This is a genomic window from Streptomyces sp. 3N207 (genome assembly GCF_052246355.1).
Taxonomy (GTDB): Bacteria; Actinomycetota; Actinomycetes; order Streptomycetales; family Streptomycetaceae; genus Streptomyces.
This window is the reverse complement of the sequence record NZ_JBQQBV010000001.1, coordinates 601,192-617,154: the sequence shown is the minus strand read 5'-3', so window position 1 is coordinate 617,154 and position 15,963 is coordinate 601,192. Positions and strand designations below refer to the sequence as shown.

Annotated in this window: 14 protein-coding genes; 13 read left to right on the top strand and 1 reads right to left on the bottom strand. The window is 69.2% G+C overall.

Annotated features, from left to right (window positions below):
• Window positions 1-65: 65 nt before the first annotated feature.
• On the top strand, window positions 66-1,361 hold the full coding sequence (locus tag ACTWP9_RS02845) for a geranylgeranyl reductase family protein (protein ID WP_443244395.1): 1,296 nt from the start codon (window positions 66-68) through the stop codon (window positions 1,359-1,361).
• Between the two features lie 70 nt (window positions 1,362-1,431).
• Here ACTWP9_RS02845 and ACTWP9_RS02840 read toward each other — a convergent pair whose 3' ends face one another.
• Window positions 1,432-2,232, bottom strand: coding sequence for a C40 family peptidase (locus tag ACTWP9_RS02840; protein ID WP_443244296.1), 801 nt, complete (start codon window positions 2,230-2,232; stop codon window positions 1,432-1,434).
• Between the two features lie 753 nt (window positions 2,233-2,985).
• Between ACTWP9_RS02840 and ACTWP9_RS02835 the strand changes: the two genes are divergently transcribed.
• From ACTWP9_RS02835 to nuoL, 12 genes are read left to right on the top strand one after another with little or no spacing between them, the layout of a single operon-like run.
• Window positions 2,986-3,345 carry an NADH-quinone oxidoreductase subunit A gene (locus ACTWP9_RS02835; RefSeq protein ID WP_019354165.1) on the top strand — a complete coding sequence of 120 codons (360 nt, stop codon included), beginning with the start codon at window positions 2,986-2,988 and terminating at the stop codon, window positions 3,343-3,345.
• 14 nt (window positions 3,346-3,359) lie between these two features.
• Window positions 3,360-3,914, top strand: coding sequence for a NuoB/complex I 20 kDa subunit family protein (locus tag ACTWP9_RS02830; RefSeq protein WP_443244295.1), 555 nt, complete (start codon window positions 3,360-3,362; stop codon window positions 3,912-3,914).
• Entirely contained in the window at window positions 3,911-4,684 is a 774-nt protein-coding gene (locus ACTWP9_RS02825) for an NADH-quinone oxidoreductase subunit C (protein WP_443244294.1), read from the top strand. Before ACTWP9_RS02830 ends, ACTWP9_RS02825 begins: the two co-directional genes overlap by 4 nt.
• Complete coding sequence (locus tag ACTWP9_RS02820) at window positions 4,685-6,016, top strand: NADH-quinone oxidoreductase subunit D (protein WP_443244293.1); 1,332 nt, start codon at window positions 4,685-4,687, stop codon at window positions 6,014-6,016.
• An 11-nt stretch (window positions 6,017-6,027) separates the two neighbouring features.
• Window positions 6,028-6,747: an NADH-quinone oxidoreductase subunit NuoE gene (nuoE, locus tag ACTWP9_RS02815; RefSeq protein WP_443244394.1), complete on the top strand. Its 720-nt coding sequence runs from the start codon at window positions 6,028-6,030 to the stop codon at window positions 6,745-6,747.
• Window positions 6,744-8,150, top strand: a complete 1,407-nt coding sequence (nuoF, locus tag ACTWP9_RS02810) for an NADH-quinone oxidoreductase subunit NuoF (RefSeq protein WP_443244292.1) — start codon at window positions 6,744-6,746, stop codon at window positions 8,148-8,150. Before nuoE ends, nuoF begins: the two co-directional genes overlap by 4 nt.
• The gene (locus ACTWP9_RS02805) at window positions 8,147-10,657 is read left to right on the top strand and encodes an NADH-quinone oxidoreductase subunit G (protein ID WP_443244291.1); all 2,511 of its coding nucleotides are present in this window, start codon (window positions 8,147-8,149) and stop codon (window positions 10,655-10,657) included. The genes nuoF and ACTWP9_RS02805 overlap by 4 nt, the downstream gene beginning before the upstream one ends.
• Window positions 10,654-12,081 (top strand): NADH-quinone oxidoreductase subunit NuoH, encoded by a 1,428-nt coding sequence (gene nuoH / locus ACTWP9_RS02800; RefSeq protein ID WP_443244290.1) that lies wholly within the window; start codon window positions 10,654-10,656, stop codon window positions 12,079-12,081. The genes ACTWP9_RS02805 and nuoH overlap by 4 nt, the downstream gene beginning before the upstream one ends.
• Before the next feature lie 37 nt (window positions 12,082-12,118).
• A complete protein-coding gene (nuoI, locus tag ACTWP9_RS02795) occupies window positions 12,119-12,745 on the top strand; it encodes an NADH-quinone oxidoreductase subunit NuoI (protein ID WP_443244393.1) in 627 nt (208 codons plus the stop codon).
• Window positions 12,746-12,762: 17 nt separating this feature from the next.
• Entirely contained in the window at window positions 12,763-13,707 is a 945-nt protein-coding gene (locus tag ACTWP9_RS02790; protein ID WP_443244392.1) for an NADH-quinone oxidoreductase subunit J, read from the top strand.
• On the top strand, window positions 13,704-14,003 hold the full coding sequence (gene nuoK, locus ACTWP9_RS02785) for an NADH-quinone oxidoreductase subunit NuoK (RefSeq protein WP_019354175.1): 300 nt from the start codon (window positions 13,704-13,706) through the stop codon (window positions 14,001-14,003). Before ACTWP9_RS02790 ends, nuoK begins: the two co-directional genes overlap by 4 nt.
• A gap of 13 nt (window positions 14,004-14,016) precedes the next feature.
• Complete coding sequence (gene nuoL, locus ACTWP9_RS02780) at window positions 14,017-15,963, top strand: NADH-quinone oxidoreductase subunit L (protein WP_443244289.1); 1,947 nt, start codon at window positions 14,017-14,019, stop codon at window positions 15,961-15,963.

Sequence of the window (15,963 nt, the reverse complement as noted above, 5' to 3'; positions counted from 1 at the left end):
GAACCAGCCAGCATGCGGGAGTCCTCGTGGCCGACCCCCAACCGAAGGCGCACTCCGAGTCCGAGGTGCAGCCCCAGCCGGAGGCGGCCGCTTCCGAGCGGGTCGCCGATGTGATCGTTGTCGGCGCCGGGCCCGCGGGCTCCACGACCGCGTACCACCTGGCCCGCAGCGGCCTCGATGTGCTGCTGCTGGAGAAAACGGCGTTCCCGCGCGAGAAGGTGTGCGGCGACGGCCTCACTCCGCGCGCCACCAAGCAACTGGTGGCCATGGGCATCGACATCTCCGAAGAGGCGGGCTGGCTGCGTAACAAGGGGCTGCGCATCATCGGCGGCGGCCACCGCCTCCAGCTGCCGTGGCCGGAGCTGGCCAGCTACCCGGACTACGGGCTCGTCCGCAAGCGCGACGACTTCGACGAACAGCTCGCCCGCCAGGCGCAGAAGGCCGGAGCCCGGCTGCACGAGCGCTGCAACGTGACGGACCCGATCCTGGACGAGAGGACCGGCCGGCTCACCGGCGTGCACGCCAAGCTGGGCGAGGAGAAGACCCCGGTCACCTTCCATGCGCCGATCGTGGTGGCCGCGGACGGCAACTCCACCCGGCTCTCGCTGAAGATGGGCCTGCACCGCCGTGAGGACCGCCCGATGGGCGTCGCGGTCCGTACGTACTTCACCTCGCCCCGGCACGACGACGACTATCTGGAGTCCTGGCTGGAGCTGTGGGACCGGCGCGGCGAGCAGGACCGGCTGCTGCCCGGCTACGGCTGGATCTTCGGCATGGGCGACGGCACCTCCAACGTCGGCCTCGGTGTCCTCAACACCTCCGCCGCCTTCAAGGAGCTCGACTGGCGCGAGATCCTCAAGGCGTGGTGCGCCTCGATGCCGGAGGAGTGGGGCTACACCCCGGACAACATGACGGGCCCCATCCGCGGCGCCGCGCTGCCGATGGCGTTCAACCGGCAGCCGCACTACACGCGCGGTCTGCTGCTGGTCGGTGACGCGGGCGGCCTGGTGAACCCGTTCAACGGGGAGGGCATCGCGTACGCGATGGAGTCCGGTGTCATCGCCGCCGAGACCATCGTCCAGGCACATGCGCGGGCGACCGAGGCCCAACGGGAGCTGGCCCTGCGCCGCTACCCGAAGGTCCTCAAGGACACCTACGGCGGCTATTACACGATGGGCCGCGCGTTCGTGAAGCTCATCGGCAACCCGAAGGTCATGAAGCTCGCCACCGAGCGCGGCCTCTCGCACCCGGTGCTGATGCGCTTCACCCTCAAAATGCTCGCCAACCTTACCGACCCCACCGGCGGCGACGCCATGGACCGCATCATCAACGGCCTCGCCAAGGTGACCCCCAGGGCCTGACGCCGCACCGACCGACACACGACGAGGGCCCCGCCGGAACGGCGGGGCCCTCATACGTTGCGGCTGCGGCCTAGAGCACTCGTACCGCGCCGGTGGGCTGGTCGTAGTTCATGGGGCGCTCCACGATCCCGGTGGAGGAGTTCTGGGCGCCGATGAACTTGCCGCCGCCCGAGTAGACGGCCACGTGGTAGGCGCTGCCCGCGCTGCCCCAGTAGAGGATGTCGCCCGGCTGGAGGTTGTCCAGGGAGACGGGGGTGCCGGTGGTGGACTGCGGCTGCGAGGTGCGCGGCAGGTTGACGCCGACCTGCTTGAAGGCCGCCTGCGTCAGACCCGAGCAGTCGTACGCGGAGGGGCCGGTGGCGCCCAGGACGTAGGACTTGCCGATCTGGGCCCGCAGGAAGTTCAGCAGGGTGGCCACGTTCCCGCCCTGGGGCGCGGAGGCTTCCGGGAGGGAGGCGCGGTCGGCGGAGCGGGAGGCGCGCTCCGTCGTCTGTGCTGCTGCCTTACGGGCGGCTTCGGCCTTGCGCTTGGCCTCTGCCTTGCGCTTCGCCTCGGCCTCGGCCTTCTCCTTGTTCTCCTTGGCCTGCTTCTTGGCCTCGGACGCCGCGTCGTCCTGGGCCTCCTGGAGGCTGTACTGCTCGGCGGAGTTGTGGAGGGACTCGGCAGCGAGGGTGCTCGAGTCGGCCGTGGAGAGGGTGGGCATCTCGACGGTCTCGGCCGGTGCGGTCTTGTCGGCCGCGAGGGCCGGCGTCGCCGCAGCGGTGAGGGCGATGGTGCCCATGACGCCGCCCGTCATACCCGCACGCAGCGCCGTATTCATCTTGCTGGAGCGGGGCTTTCGGTGGCTGGGTATCTGAGCTTTCGGGGACATGAGGGAATGCCTAGCAGGCTCCAAACACTTCCCTCAACAATCGTGCGATGCGCCACAGTCGCCCCGTGCACGGCCACTTGAGCCCTACAGCTATCGCTCGGAGGCCCTTCTCCGACGCGATCATTGCCCAACTACGGGGCCGTGACCACGCAGTTGTCCGCATTGCCGGAATCCCTTGTGTGCTTACCACGGAGAAATGGTGAGCGCAAAGAAGGCAGCGGCTGCCGGAAATGTGTGTGGCGCAGCTCACATTTTCGCCCGGGGCTCGAACTCAACTCTTCGTGCAAAGCGGGCGTTGGGTGCTTATCGCCCATCCTGCTCGGTCACGGGCAGGACTCGGCCGGATCGCGCGGGGGTCTCGGGGTTTGTGCCGGGCTTCACGAGCGCACGAGCCCCAGTGGTTCGCGCATAGCAGGTGAAACCGTCCAGCGCGAATTTGCCAATGCAGCCACGTGCTTGGTAAGCGACCCGCCCGCAAGGGGTGTGAGCACGCCTGTATGTCACCTCGGGTGATCATCCTGGGGCTTTGCGTATGAAGATTACTGCTCATCGGATCGGATGATTGGCCGTCAGGTGGTGGAGATCACAAACTAGTTGCCGCCCCCCGTGTCGCAGATCACAGAGGGGCGGGCTTAAGATGCCTGCGAACAGGGCTTGTGAACTGCCTCACATAAGAGCGATCTTCGTGGGGGTGCGCAGCGGCCCAGCGGTCTGCCGGCAGTCAGAGTCGACGCCTGGAAGGAGACGGGAGCGGTGAACGTCTACACACCAATCCTCGTACTGGGAGCGATCGCGGCCGCGTTCACGGTCTTCTCCGTGGTCGTGGCCTCGATCGTCGGCCCCAAGCGCTACAACCGGGCAAAGCTGGAGGCGTACGAGTGCGGCATCGAGCCCACGCCGCAGCCGGCCGGAGGCGGCCGCTTCCCGGTGAAGTACTACCTGACGGCGATGCTCTTCATCATCTTCGACATCGAAATCGTCTTCCTCTACCCGTGGGCCGTCCATTTCGACTCACTCGGGATGTTCGGGCTCGTCGAAATGCTGGTCTTCGTCGCCCTCATCGGTATCGCGTACGCCTACGACTGGCGGCGCGGCGGCCTGGAATGGGACTAGGGGCAGGATAAGCAATGGGACTTGAAGAGAAACTGCCGAGTGGATTTCTGCTCACCACGGTCGAGAAGATGGCCGGTGCGGCGCGTAAATCATCCATGTTCCCGGCGACGTTCGGGCTCGCCTGCTGCGCCATCGAGATGATGACGACCGGCGCAGGGCGCTACGACCTCGCCCGGTTCGGCATGGAGGTCTTCCGCGGCTCGCCGCGCCAGGCCGACCTGATGATCGTGGCGGGCCGGGTCAGCCAGAAGATGGCGCCGGTGCTGCGGCAGGTCTACGACCAGATGCCGAACCCCAAATGGGTCATCTCGATGGGCGTGTGCGCCTCGTCCGGCGGCATGTTCAACAACTACGCCATCGTGCAGGGCGTCGACCATGTCGTTCCCGTCGATATCTATTTGCCCGGCTGCCCCCCACGCCCCGAAATGTTGCTCGATTCTATTCTCAAACTGCACGAGAAGATTTTGAATTCCAAGCTCGGCGTCAATCAGAAGGAAGCGGCTCGCGAGGCGGAGGAGGCGGCCATGAAGGCCGTACCGACGATCGAGATGAAGGGGCTGCTGCGATGACGGAGAAGACCGGGAACGGCCCCGGCGAGCCCAAGCGTCCCAAGGGGCCCAACGAGAACGACCCCGACCAGCGGGCCGAGGAGTCGCTGCCCGTCCCGCAGGGAGACCCGGGCGAGGTCATCGATGTCCGCCGCGGCATGTTCGGCGCCCGCAACGGCGGCGACACCTCCGGCTACGGCGGCCTGGTACGCACCGTACGGCTGCCGGGCGCGACGCCCCGGCCGTACGGGGGATGGTTCGACGAGGTCGCCGACGAGCTCGAAGGGGCGCTGGAGGAGCAGGGGCTGGACCCCGAGCAGGTCATCGAGCGGACGGTGGTCGACCGCGGCGAGCTGACCTTCCATATCGCCCGCGCACATCTGTCCCGCGTGGCCCGCACCCTGCGCGACGACCCCGCGCTGCGCTTCGAGCTGTGCACCGGGGTCAGCGGCGTCCACTACCCGGGCGACAAGGGCCGGGAGCTGCACGCCGTCTACCACCTGCGCTCGATCACCCACAACCGGCTGATCCGGATGGAGGTCAGCGCGCCCGACGCGGACCCGCATGTCCCCTCGATCGTCGATATCTATCCGACGAACGACTGGCACGAGCGCGAGACGTACGACTTCTTCGGGCTGATCTTCGACGGCCACCCCGCGCTGACGCGGATCATAATGCCGGACGACTGGCAGGGCTTTCCGCAGCGCAAGGACTATCCGCTCGGCGGTATTCCCGTCGAGTACAAGGGCGCCCAGATTCCCGCTCCTGACCAGCGGAGGTCGTACACCTAAATGGCTTCTACAACCCACGCACCCGCAGGCATTCGGGAGACCACCGAAGGCACCGTCTACGACGTGACCGGAGGGGACTGGGACGAGCTGGCCGCGCACGCCGCCAAGAGCGACGACGAGCGGATCATCGTCAACATGGGCCCCCAGCACCCCTCCACACACGGGGTGCTCCGGCTGATCCTGGAGATCGACGGCGAGACGGTCACCGAGGCCCGCTGCGGCATCGGCTACCTGCACACCGGCATCGAGAAGAACCTCGAGTACCGGACCTGGACCCAGGGCACCACGTTCGTCACGCGGATGGACTATCTGACGCCGTTCTTCAACGAGACGGCGTACTGCCTGGCCGTGGAGCGGCTGCTGGGCATCGAGGACGAGGTGCCCGACCGCGCCAACGTCATCCGTGTGCTGCTGATGGAGCTCAACCGGCTCTCCTCGCATCTGGTGGCCATCGCCACCGGCGGTATGGAGCTGGGTGCCACCACCGTCATGATCTTCGGCTTCCGGGACCGCGAGCTGATCCTCGACCTGTACGAGCTGATCACCGGGCTGCGGATGAACCACGCCTACATCCGTCCCGGCGGGCTCTCGCAGGACATTCCGCCGGGGACCGTGGACGCGCTGCGCGAGTTCCTCAAGAAGATGCGCAAGAACCTGCCGGAGTACGACGCGCTCGCCACCGGCAATCCCGTCTTCAAGGCCCGGCTGCAGGACATCGGCTATCTCGACCTGGCCGGCTGTATGGCGCTGGGCGCCACGGGTCCGATCCTGCGCTCGGCCGGACTGCCGCACGATCTGCGTAAAGCCCAGCCCTACTGCGGTTACGAGACCTACGACTTCGACATCCCGACCGTCGACACCTGCGACTCCTACGGGCGGTTCCTGGTGCGCCTGGAGGAGATGCGCCAGTCACTGCGGATCATCGAGCAGTGTGTGGACCGGCTGGAGCCGGGCCCGGTGATGGTCGCCGACAAGAAGATCGCCTGGCCCGCGCAGCTCGCCCTGGGCCCGGACGGGCTCGGCAACTCCCTCGACCACATCAAGAACATCATGGGCACCTCCATGGAGGCGTTGATCCACCACTTCAAGCTGGTGACCGAGGGCTTCCGGGTCCCGCCGGGCGAGGCGTACGCGGCGGTCGAGTCGCCCAAGGGGGAGCTCGGTGTGCATGTGGTCAGCGACGGCGGCACCCGCCCCTACCGGGTGCACTTCCGCGACCCCTCCTTCACCAACCTGCAATCCATGGCGGCGATGTGCGAGGGCGGCATGGTCGCGGACGTCATCGTCGCCGTCGCGTCCATCGACCCCGTGATGGGAGGCGTCGACCGGTGACAAGCGTCGAGATGGGCATCCCCGAGATGCCCGCGCCCGACTACCCCGCCGAGGTACGCGAGCGGCTGGAGGCGGACGCCCGCGACATCATCGCCCGCTACCCGGACAGCCGCTCCGCGCTGCTGCCGCTGCTGCACCTGGTGCAGTCCGAGGAGGGCCATGTCACCCGCACCGGGCAGCGCTTCTGCGCGGAGGTACTGGACCTGACCACGGCCGAGGTCAATGCCGTCGCCACGTTCTACTCCATGTACCGCCGCAAGGCGTCCGGCGACTATCAGGTCGGGGTGTGCACCAACACGCTGTGCGCGGTGATGGGCGGCGACGCCATCTACGCGTCGCTGCGCGAACACCTGGGTGTGGGGGACGGGGAGACCACCGAGGACGGCAAGATCACGCTGGAGCACGTGGAGTGCAACGCGGCCTGCGACTTCGCGCCGGTCGTGATGGTCAACTGGGAGTTCTTCGACAACCAGACCCCCGAGAGCGCCCGCGCCCTCGTCGACGATCTGCGTGCGGGCCGCGAGGCCACCCCCACCCGTGGCGCCCCGCTGTGCACCTTCAAGGAGACCGCACGGGTGCTGGCGGGCTTCCCCGACCAGCGGCCCGGCGCGGTGGAAGCCTCCGGCAGCGCCGGCCCCGCCTCGCTGGCCGGGCTGCGGCTGGCCAAGGGAGAGAGCACCCCTGGCGTCGTCGCTCCCCGCGACGCGGCATCCGACGAGGAGGGGAAGTGACGACGGTGGCACCTCACGACGGCGGGCAGGACGAAAGGTCCCCGCACCCGGGGCAGGGCAGCGCCGACCCGCAGAAGCTGCTGACCCCCGTACTGTCCGCGCACTGGGACGAGTCCGACTCCTACACGCTGGCCGGCTACCGGCGGCACGGCGGCTACCAGGCGCTGCGCAAGGCGCTCGACATGGATCCCGACGACCTGATCGCCTACGTCAAGGAGGCGGGGCTGCGCGGCCGTGGCGGCGCAGGCTTCCCCACCGGGATGAAGTGGCAGTTCATTCCGCAGGGCGACGGCAAGCCGCACTATCTCGTCGTCAACGCCGACGAGTCGGAGCCCGGCACCTGCAAGGACATCCCCCTCCTCTTCGCCAACCCGCACTCCCTCATCGAGGGCATCGTGATCGCCTGCCATGCGATCCGCTCGAACCACGCCTTCATCTATCTGCGCGGCGAGGTCGTGCCCGTGCTGCGCCGCCTCCATCTGGCCGTACGCGAGGCGTACGAGGCGGGCTATCTCGGACCGGATGCGCTCGGCCCCGGCAAGGGCCTCGAACTCACCGTGCACGCGGGCGCCGGCGCCTATATCTGCGGCGAGGAGACCGCACTTCTGGACTCGCTCGAAGGGCGCCGCGGCCAGCCGCGGCTGCGTCCCCCCTTCCCGGCCGTCGCCGGCCTGTACGCGTGCCCCACAGTGGTGAACAACGTCGAGTCCATCGCCTCGGTTCCTGCACTCGTGGACAGGGGCAAGGACTGGTTCCGCTCGCTGGCCCTGGGCAGCGAGCGGTCGCCCGGCTTCACGCTCTACTCCCTCAGCGGCCACGTCGCACGACCCGGCCAGTACGAGGCGCCGCTGGGCATCACCCTGCGCCAGCTCCTCGACATGAGCGGCGGCATGCGGCCGGGGCACCGGCTGAAGTTCTGGACACCCGGCGGCTCCTCCACCCCGCTGCTCACCGACGAGCACCTGGACGTCCCCCTCGACTACGAGGGCGTCGGCAACGCCGGCTCCATGCTCGGCACCAAGGCGCTGCAGTGCTTCGACGAGACCACCTGCGTGGTGCGGGCCGTCACCCGCTGGACCGAGTTCTACGCACACGAGTCCTGCGGCAAGTGCACCCCCTGCCGCGAGGGCACCTACTGGCTCGTCCAGCTGATGCGGGACATCGAGGCGGGCAAGGCGAGCCCCTCCGATCTGGACAAGATCGCCGACATCGCCGACAACATCAACGGCAAGTCCTTCTGCGCCCTCGGCGACGGCGCGGCATCCCCGATCTTCTCCTCGTTGCAGTACTTCCGCGACGAGTACGAAGCCCACCTCGCGGGCCGCGGCTGCCCCTTCGACCCCGAGAAGTCCACCGCGTGGGCTGATGGCCCAGGCTCCGCTCACCTGGAGGTGAACGCGTGACCGTCACGACTGCTGGCACCTCCCAAGGGGGAGGGGAGGTCGCCCCGCCGCCCGAAGACCTCGTGTCGCTGACCATCGACGGCGCCCAGATCTCCGTACCCAAGGGCACGCTGGTCATCCGCGCGGCCGAGCAGCTCGGCATCGAGATCCCCCGCTTCTGCGACCACCCGCTGCTCGACCCGGCGGGCGCCTGCCGGCAGTGCATCGTCGAGGTGGAGGGCCAGCGCAAGCCGATGGCGTCCTGCACCATCCAGTGCACCGACGGCATGGTCGTCAAGACCCATCTCACCTCCCCGGTGGCGAGCAAGGCCCAGCGCGGCGTGATGGAGCTGCTGCTCATCAACCACCCGCTGGACTGCCCCGTCTGCGACAAGGGCGGCGAGTGCCCGCTGCAGAACCAGGCGATGTCGCACGGGAACGCCGACTCCCGCTTCGAGGGCAGGAAGCGCACCTTCGAAAAGCCCGTCGCCGTCTCCACCCAGGTGCTGCTGGACCGGGAGCGCTGCGTGCTGTGTGCGCGCTGCACCCGCTTCTCCAACCAGGTCGCGGGCGACCCGATGATCGAGCTGCTGGAGCGGGGCGCGCTGCAGCAGGTCGGCACCGGTGAGGACCAGCCCTTCCAGTCGTACTTCTCCGGGAACACCATCCAGATCTGCCCGGTCGGCGCGCTCACCTCGGCCGCCTACCGGTTCCGTTCCCGCCCCTTCGACCTGGTCTCCTCGCCCGGTGTCTGCGAGCACTGCGCGGGCGGCTGCGCCATCCGGCACGACCACCGGCGCGGCAAGGTGATGCGGCGGCTGGCCGAGGACGACCCCGAGGTCAACGAGGAGTGGCTGTGCGACAAGGGCCGCTTCGCGTTCCGCTACGCGCAGCGACCCGACCGGCTGCACACGCCGCTGGTCCGCGGTGAGGACGGCGAACTGGCGCCCGCCAGCTGGCCCGAGGCGCTGGACGCCGCAGCCCGTGGACTCGCCGGGGCGCAGGGCCGCGCGGGCGTGCTGACCGGCGGCCGGGTCACCGTCGAGGACGCCTACGCGTACGCCAAGTTCGCGCGGGTCGCGCTGCGCACCAACGACATCGACTTCCGTGCCCGGCCGCACTCGGCCGAGGAAGCCTCCTTCCTCGCCTCCCATGTGGCGGGCCACGGCCGCGATCTGGACTCCTCGGGAGTCACCTACACGGCACTGGAGGCCGCGCCCGCCGTGCTGCTGGCCGGACTCGAGGCCGAGGAGGAGGCGCCCGGCGTCTTTCTGCGGCTGCGCAAGGCGTGGCGTAAGCACGGGCAGCGCACCTTCGCGCTGGCGAGCCACGCCACCCGCGGACTGGAGAAGGCGGGCGGCACGCTGCTGGCCGCCGCGCCCGGCACCGAGACGGAGTGGCTGGACGCGCTCGCGGGCGGCGTCGGGCTGGACGAGCTGGGGGCCGCGGCAGCCGAGGCGCTGCGCGGCGAGGGCTCGTTGATCCTGGTCGGCGAGCGGCTGGCCACCGTGCCGGGTGCGCTCACCGCCGCCGTACGCACCGCGGTCGCCACCGGCGCCACGCTGGTGTGGGTGCCGCGGCGCGCGGGCGAGCGGGGTGCCGTGGAGGCCGGCTGTCTGCCGGGGCTGCTGCCCGGGGCACGGTCGGTGGATGACGCGGAGGCGCGTGCGGAGGTCGCCCGCGCCTGGGGCGTCGCCGAGCTCCCCGCGCAGCCCGGCCGGGACACTACGCAGATCATCGAGGCCGCAGCCGAGGGCGAGCTGGCCGCGCTGGTCGTCGGCGGCGTCGGCGTCGAGGACCTGCCCGATCCGGCGCGGGCCCGGCAGGCGCTGAAGGCCGTCGGCTTCCTGGTCAGCCTGGAGCTGCGGCCCGGTGCCGTGACGCAGCTGGCCGATGTGGTGCTGCCGGTCTCCGCCACCGTGGAGAAGTCCGGCACCTTCCTCAACTGGGAGGGCAGGCTGCGGTCGTTCGAGGCGGCGATAAAGCCCGACCAGATGACGCGCCGCCACGCCCAGCCCGACGCGCGGGTGCTCAACATGCTCGCGGACGCGCTCGATGTGCACCTCGGGCTGCCGGACGTCGGCATGGTGCGCGGCGAGCTCGACCGGCTCGGCCACCGCCAGGGCGGCCCCCGGCCGGCGGCCGTCCCGGAGGCCCGCACCGCGCCGCAGCCGAAGGCGGGCGAGGCCGTGCTGTCCGGGCACCGGCTGCTGCTCGACCAGGGCCGGCTCCAGGAGGGCGACGAGGCGCTGGCCGGTACCCGGCATCCGGCGGCAGCGCGGCTGTCGGCCGCGACGGCGGACGAGGTCGGCGTCAAGGACGGCGACCAACTGGCCGTCAGCGGGCCGCGCGGCGAGGTGCGGCTGCCGCTCCAGGTCACCGCGATGCCCGACCGCGTCGTATGGCTGCCGCTCAACTCGCACGGCTCCGGCGTACCGGCCGACACCGGTGCGCTGCCCGGCGATGTGGTGCGCATCGGCCCGGCCGGTGCCGCCGTGCGGGAAACCACGCAGGAGGTGGGTGCATGAGCGCCGCGACGCTGAGTTCCGAAGTGCTGGGAGGCGGGGCGCCGGGCCCGGGGAAGCTGGGGCTGGCCGCCGAGGATCTGTCGATGTTCGGCACGGACCCCTTCTGGCTGGTCGCGCTGAAGGCGGTCTTCTGCTTCGCGTTCCTGATGGTGACGGTGCTGGTCTCCATCGTCTTCGAGCGGAAGATCGTCGGCTGGATGCAGCTGCGCATCGGGCCCAACCGGCACGGTCCCTGGGGCATGCTCCAGTCGCTCGCCGACGGTGTGAAGCTGATGCTCAAGGAGGACATCACCGTCAAGGGCAGCGACAAGCTCGTCTATCTGCTGGCCCCGGTGATCGGCGCCGTGCCCGCCTTCATGGCGATCGCGGTCATCCCGTTCGGGCCCGCTGACAACGAGATCTCGATCTTCGGGCACCGTACGGCGATGCAGCTGACGGACATGCCCGTCGCCGTCCTGTTCATCCTGGCCACCTCCTCCATCGCCGCCTACGGCGTGGTGCTGGCCGGCTGGTCGTCCGGTTCGACCTACCCGCTGCTGGGCGGGGTGCGGGCCACGGCGCAGATCGTCAGCTACGAGCTCGCGATGGGCCTCAGCTTCGCCGCGGTCTTCCTCTACTCCGGCTCGATGTCCACCTCGACCATCGTGGGGGAGCAGGCTGACGGCTGGTTCGCCTATCTGCTGCCGGTCTCCTTCCTGATCTATCTGATCTCGATGGTCGGCGAGGCACACCGCGCGCCCTTCGACATGCCGGAGTCCGAGGGCGACCTGGTCGCGGGCTTCCAGACCGAGTACAGCTCGATCAAGTTCGCGATGTTCATGCTGACCGAGTACATCCACGTGGTGACGGTCTCCGCGCTCGCGGTCACCCTCTTCCTGGGGGGCTGGCGGGCTCCGGCGCCGATCTCCACCTGGTGGGAGGGGGCCAACCACGGCTGGTGGCCGATCCTGTGGTTCAGCGCCAAGCTCGTCGTGCTGATCTTCTTCTTCATCTGGATCCGCGGCACGCTGCCGAGGGTGCGCTACGACCAGTTCATGAAGCTCGGCTGGAAGGTCCTCATCCCGGTCGCGCTGGTGTGGCTGATGCTCGTGGCCACCGTCCGCGCCATGCGCAACGAAGGCTGGGACTACAGCGAGGTCGTCTACTGGGTCGCCGGGACCGCACTGGCGCTGCTGCTGATCACCTTCGTCGTGGACTTCTTCCGCGGCGGCGAGGAGGAGGAAGAGCCCCCGGCAGCGGAGAAACCGTTCGACCCCATGGCCGGCGGCTACCCCGTACCGCCGCTGCCAGGACAGACACTGCCACCGGTGCCACGGCGGCCCTCGCGTGCCGACCGGGACCGCGAGCCGGTCGGTGCCCAGGCGGGCGGGCCGGCCACCGCTAATGACGGAACCACCGAGAGCAAGGGGGCTGACGGTGCCTGAGAACCCCGTGGCCGGCTTCGGCGTGACCTTCAAGGACATGTTCAAGAAGCGGCTGACCGAGCAGTACCCCGAGTACAAGAAGCCGACGGCGCCCCGCTTCCACGGCCGCCACCAGCTCAACCGGCACCCGGACGGGCTGGAGAAGTGCATCGGCTGCGAACTGTGTGCCTGGGCCTGTCCCGCCGATGCGATCTACGTAGAGGGCGCCGACAACACCGACGAGGAGCGCTACTCGCCCGGCGAGCGCTACGGCCGCGTCTACCAGATCAACTATCTGCGCTGCATCCTGTGCGGCCTGTGCGTCGAGGCGTGCCCCACCAGGGCGCTGACCATGACGAACGAGTACGAACTGGCCGACGACAGCCGTGAGTCCCTCATCTACACCAAGGAGGAGCTGCTCGCCGGCCTGGAAGAGGGCATGGTCGACTCGCCGCACGCCATCTACCCCGGGATGACGGAGAAGGACTACTACCGGGGCCTGGTGAGCGAGGTCGCGCCCGGCACGGTGCGGCAGACCCCCACCGACACCGGGGCGCCGCAGGAGTCCGCGGACACCTTCGGCGCCGACGAACCGGCCGCAGCGGGGGATGCCACCTTCGACGCTGCACCGCACGGCCCCATGACGCACGGGACCGTGACCAGCAGCGGGGAGGGGGAACGATGAGCGCGCTCGCCGCCCCGATGACCGAGCTGGCGGCCACCGCCACCTCCACCGGTGAGGCCCTCCAGTTCTGGGTGCTGGGCACCATCGCCGTGCTGGGCGGACTGGGCACCGTACTGATGCGCCGCGCCGTGCACAGTGCGCTGTGCCTGGCCGGGACCATGATCATCCTGGCGTTGTTCTATCTCGCCAACGGCGCCTATTTTCTCGGCGTCGTCCAGATCGTCGTCTACACCGGCGCGGTCATGATGCTGTTCCTGTTCGTGCTGATGCTCGTCGGCGTCAGCGCGGCCGACTCCCTCAAGGAGACCCTCAAGGGCCAGCGCTGGCTGGCGGTCGGCTGCGGGCTCGGGCTCGGCATCCTGCTGATCGCGGGTATCGGCCAGGTCCCGGTGGGCAGCTTCAACGGTCTGGAAGCGGCCAACGCGCAGGGCAACGTTCCGGCGCTCGCCTCGCTGCTGTTCACCAAGTACGTGGTCGCCTTCGAGGTCGTCGGCGCCCTGCTGACCGTCTCCGCGGTCGGTGCCACGCTGCTCACCCACCGCGAGCGCGTCGAGAAGATCAAGTCCCAGCGCGAGCAGGCCATCGAGCGGGTACGTGGCGGCAAGCAGCTCCCGCCGCTGCCCGCGCCCGGCGTCTACGCCCGGCACAACGCGGTGGACCGCCCCGCGCTGCTGCCCGACGGTTCGCCTTCCGAGCTCAGCGTCAACCCCACCCTGCGCAACCGCGGCCAGATCCGCGAGGTCAGCGCCGAGCAGCTGGCCCGGCTGGCCGCGATCGAGCAGCGCACCGCCGAATACCACGGCGGGTCCGCCTACCCCGGCCCCAAGGACCCCGGTGAACGCGCCCTCGAACGGGACGCCGCGGCGGACCGTTCCAAGGACCGGCCCACCGACGAAGGCCGTCCGGGGGACGAGGAACGAGCCACCGAACGCGGGACCGAGCGCGAGGAGGCCGCCAAGTGAGCCCGATCAACTACGTCTATCTGGCAGCGCTGCTGTTCACCATCGGCGCCGCCGGAGTCCTCATCCGGCGCAACGCCATCGTGGTGTTCATGTGCATCGAGCTGATGCTGAACGCCGCCAACCTCACGCTGGTCGCCTTCTCCCGGATGCACGGCAATCTCGACGGCCAGATCATGGCGTTCTTCGTCATGGTCGTCGCTGCCGCCGAGGTCGTGGTCGGGCTGGCGATCATCGTCATGCTCTACCGCGCCCGCCACTCGGCCTCGGTCGACGACGCCAGCCTGATGAAGCTGTAAGGGGTACGAACCAGTGGAGTCAATGATCGGACTGCTCGTCGGGGTACCCCTGCTCGGTGCCGCCGTGCTGCTGTGCGGCGGGCGGCGCCTGGACCGTTCCGGGCACTGGGTGGGGACGCTGCTGGCCGCGGTGTCCTTCGCCATCGGTGCGGGGCTGTTCTTCTCCATGCTGGGGAAGAGTGCCGAGCACCGGGCCATGCACACGAAACTGTTCTCCTGGGTGCCGGTGGAGGGCTTCCAGGCCGATGTCGCCTTCCAGCTCGACCAGTTGTCGATGACGTTCGTCCTGCTGATCACCGGCGTGGGCACGCTCATCCACCTCTACTCGGTCGGCTACATGGAGCACGACCCGGGGCGTCGGCGCTTCTTCGGCTACCTCAATCTGTTCCTGGCAGCGATGCTGCTGCTCGTCCTCGCCGACAACTATCTGCTGCTCTACGTCGGCTGGGAGGGCGTGGGTCTCGCCTCGTACCTGCTGATCGGGTTCTGGCAGCACAAACCGACCGCGGCCACCGCGGCGAAGAAGGCGTTCCTGGTCAACCGGGTCGGTGACGCGGGCCTGGCGATCGCCATCTTCCTGATGTTCACCACCTTCGGGTCCTTCGCCTTCGCGCCGGTGCTGTCGAACGCGACGGAAGCGGGCGAGGGCAAGCTGACGGCCGTCGGGCTGATGCTGCTGCTGGCGGCGTGCGGCAAGTCGGCGCAGGTGCCGCTCCAGTCCTGGCTCGGCGACGCGATGGAGGGCCCGACCCCGGTCTCGGCCCTCATCCACGCGGCGACGATGGTGACCGCCGGCGTCTACCTGATCACCCGCTCCGGCGCCATCTTCAACGGGGCTCCGGACGCGCAACTGGTGGTGGTCGTGGTCGGCGCGGTCACGCTGCTGTTCGGTGCGATCGTCGGTTGTGCGAAGGACGACATCAAGAAGGCCCTGGCGGGCTCGACCATGTCGCAGATCGGCTACATGATCCTGGCCGCCGGGCTGGGCCCGATCGGCTACGCCTTCGCCATCATGCACCTGGTCACCCACGGCTTCTTCAAGGCCGGGCTCTTCCTCGGCGCCGGTTCGGTGATGCACGGCATGAACGACGAGGTCGACATGCGGCGCTACGGAGGGCTGCGCAAGTACATGCCCGTCACCTTCGTCACGTTCGGGCTGGGTTACCTGGCCATCATCGGCTTCCCGGGACTGTCCGGGTTCTTCTCCAAGGACCAGATCATCGAGGCCGCCTTCGCCAAGGGCGGCACCGAGGGCTGGATCCTGGGTGCGGTCACCCTGCTGGGCGCGGCGATCACTGCGTACTACATGACGCGGGTGATGCTGATGACCTTCTTCGGCGAGGAGCGCTGGCGCAAGGCGCCCACCCCCTCCCCTGACCAGCCGAGCGTGGAGCCCGCCGCCGAGACCCGCGGCGAGCACGCTGAACCGCACCCGCACGAGTCCCCGAAGGTCATGACGATCCCGATGATCGTGCTGGCCCTCGGTTCCGTCTTTGCGGGCGGCATCTTCAAGGCGGGCGAGTCCTTCGTCAACTGGCTGGAGCCGGTGACGGCGTTCGAGCACGGTCACTCGCCGGTCTCGGCCGCCACGGTGACGACGGCGACAGTCGTGGCGCTGGTCATCGGCGTGGGAGCCGCCTGGTTCCAGTACGGGCGCAAGCCGGTGCCGGTCGTGGCACCACGCGGCAATCTGCTCACCAGGGCCGCCCGCCGCGATCTGCTCCAGGACGACTTCAACCATGTGGTGCTGGTCAGCGGCGGTACGCATCTGACCCGCAGCCTGGTCTACGTCGACCACAAGGTCGTCGACGGCGCGGTCAACGGCACGGCCGCCACCTTCGGCGGGCTGTCCGGGCGGCTGCGGCGGCTCCAGAACGGTTTCGCCCGCTCCTACGCGGTCTCGATGTTCGGCGGCGCGGCAGTGCTGATCGCCGCGACCCTGCTGATGAGGGCGGTCTGA

What these genes read in the sequence shown, in the direction of transcription:
- ACTWP9_RS02825 (WP_443244294.1), top strand. Translation starts at nt 3,911, where the DNA reads ATGACGGAGAAGACCGGGAACGGCCCCGGCGAGCCCAAGCGTCCCAAG.
- nuoH (WP_443244290.1), top strand. Translation starts at nt 10,654, where the DNA reads ATGAGCGCCGCGACGCTGAGTTCCGAAGTGCTGGGAGGCGGGGCGCCG.
- nuoI (WP_443244393.1), top strand. Translation starts at nt 12,119, where the DNA reads ATGTTCAAGAAGCGGCTGACCGAGCAGTACCCCGAGTACAAGAAGCCG.
- nuoE (WP_443244394.1), top strand. Translation starts at nt 6,028, where the DNA reads ATGGGCATCCCCGAGATGCCCGCGCCCGACTACCCCGCCGAGGTACGC.
- ACTWP9_RS02820 (WP_443244293.1), top strand. Translation starts at nt 4,685, where the DNA reads ATGGCTTCTACAACCCACGCACCCGCAGGCATTCGGGAGACCACCGAA.
- ACTWP9_RS02830 (WP_443244295.1), top strand. Translation starts at nt 3,360, where the DNA reads ATGGGACTTGAAGAGAAACTGCCGAGTGGATTTCTGCTCACCACGGTC.
- ACTWP9_RS02840 (WP_443244296.1), bottom strand. Translation starts at nt 2,232, where the DNA reads ATGTCCCCGAAAGCTCAGATACCCAGCCACCGAAAGCCCCGCTCCAGC.
- ACTWP9_RS02790 (WP_443244392.1), top strand. Translation starts at nt 12,763, where the DNA reads ATGACCGAGCTGGCGGCCACCGCCACCTCCACCGGTGAGGCCCTCCAG.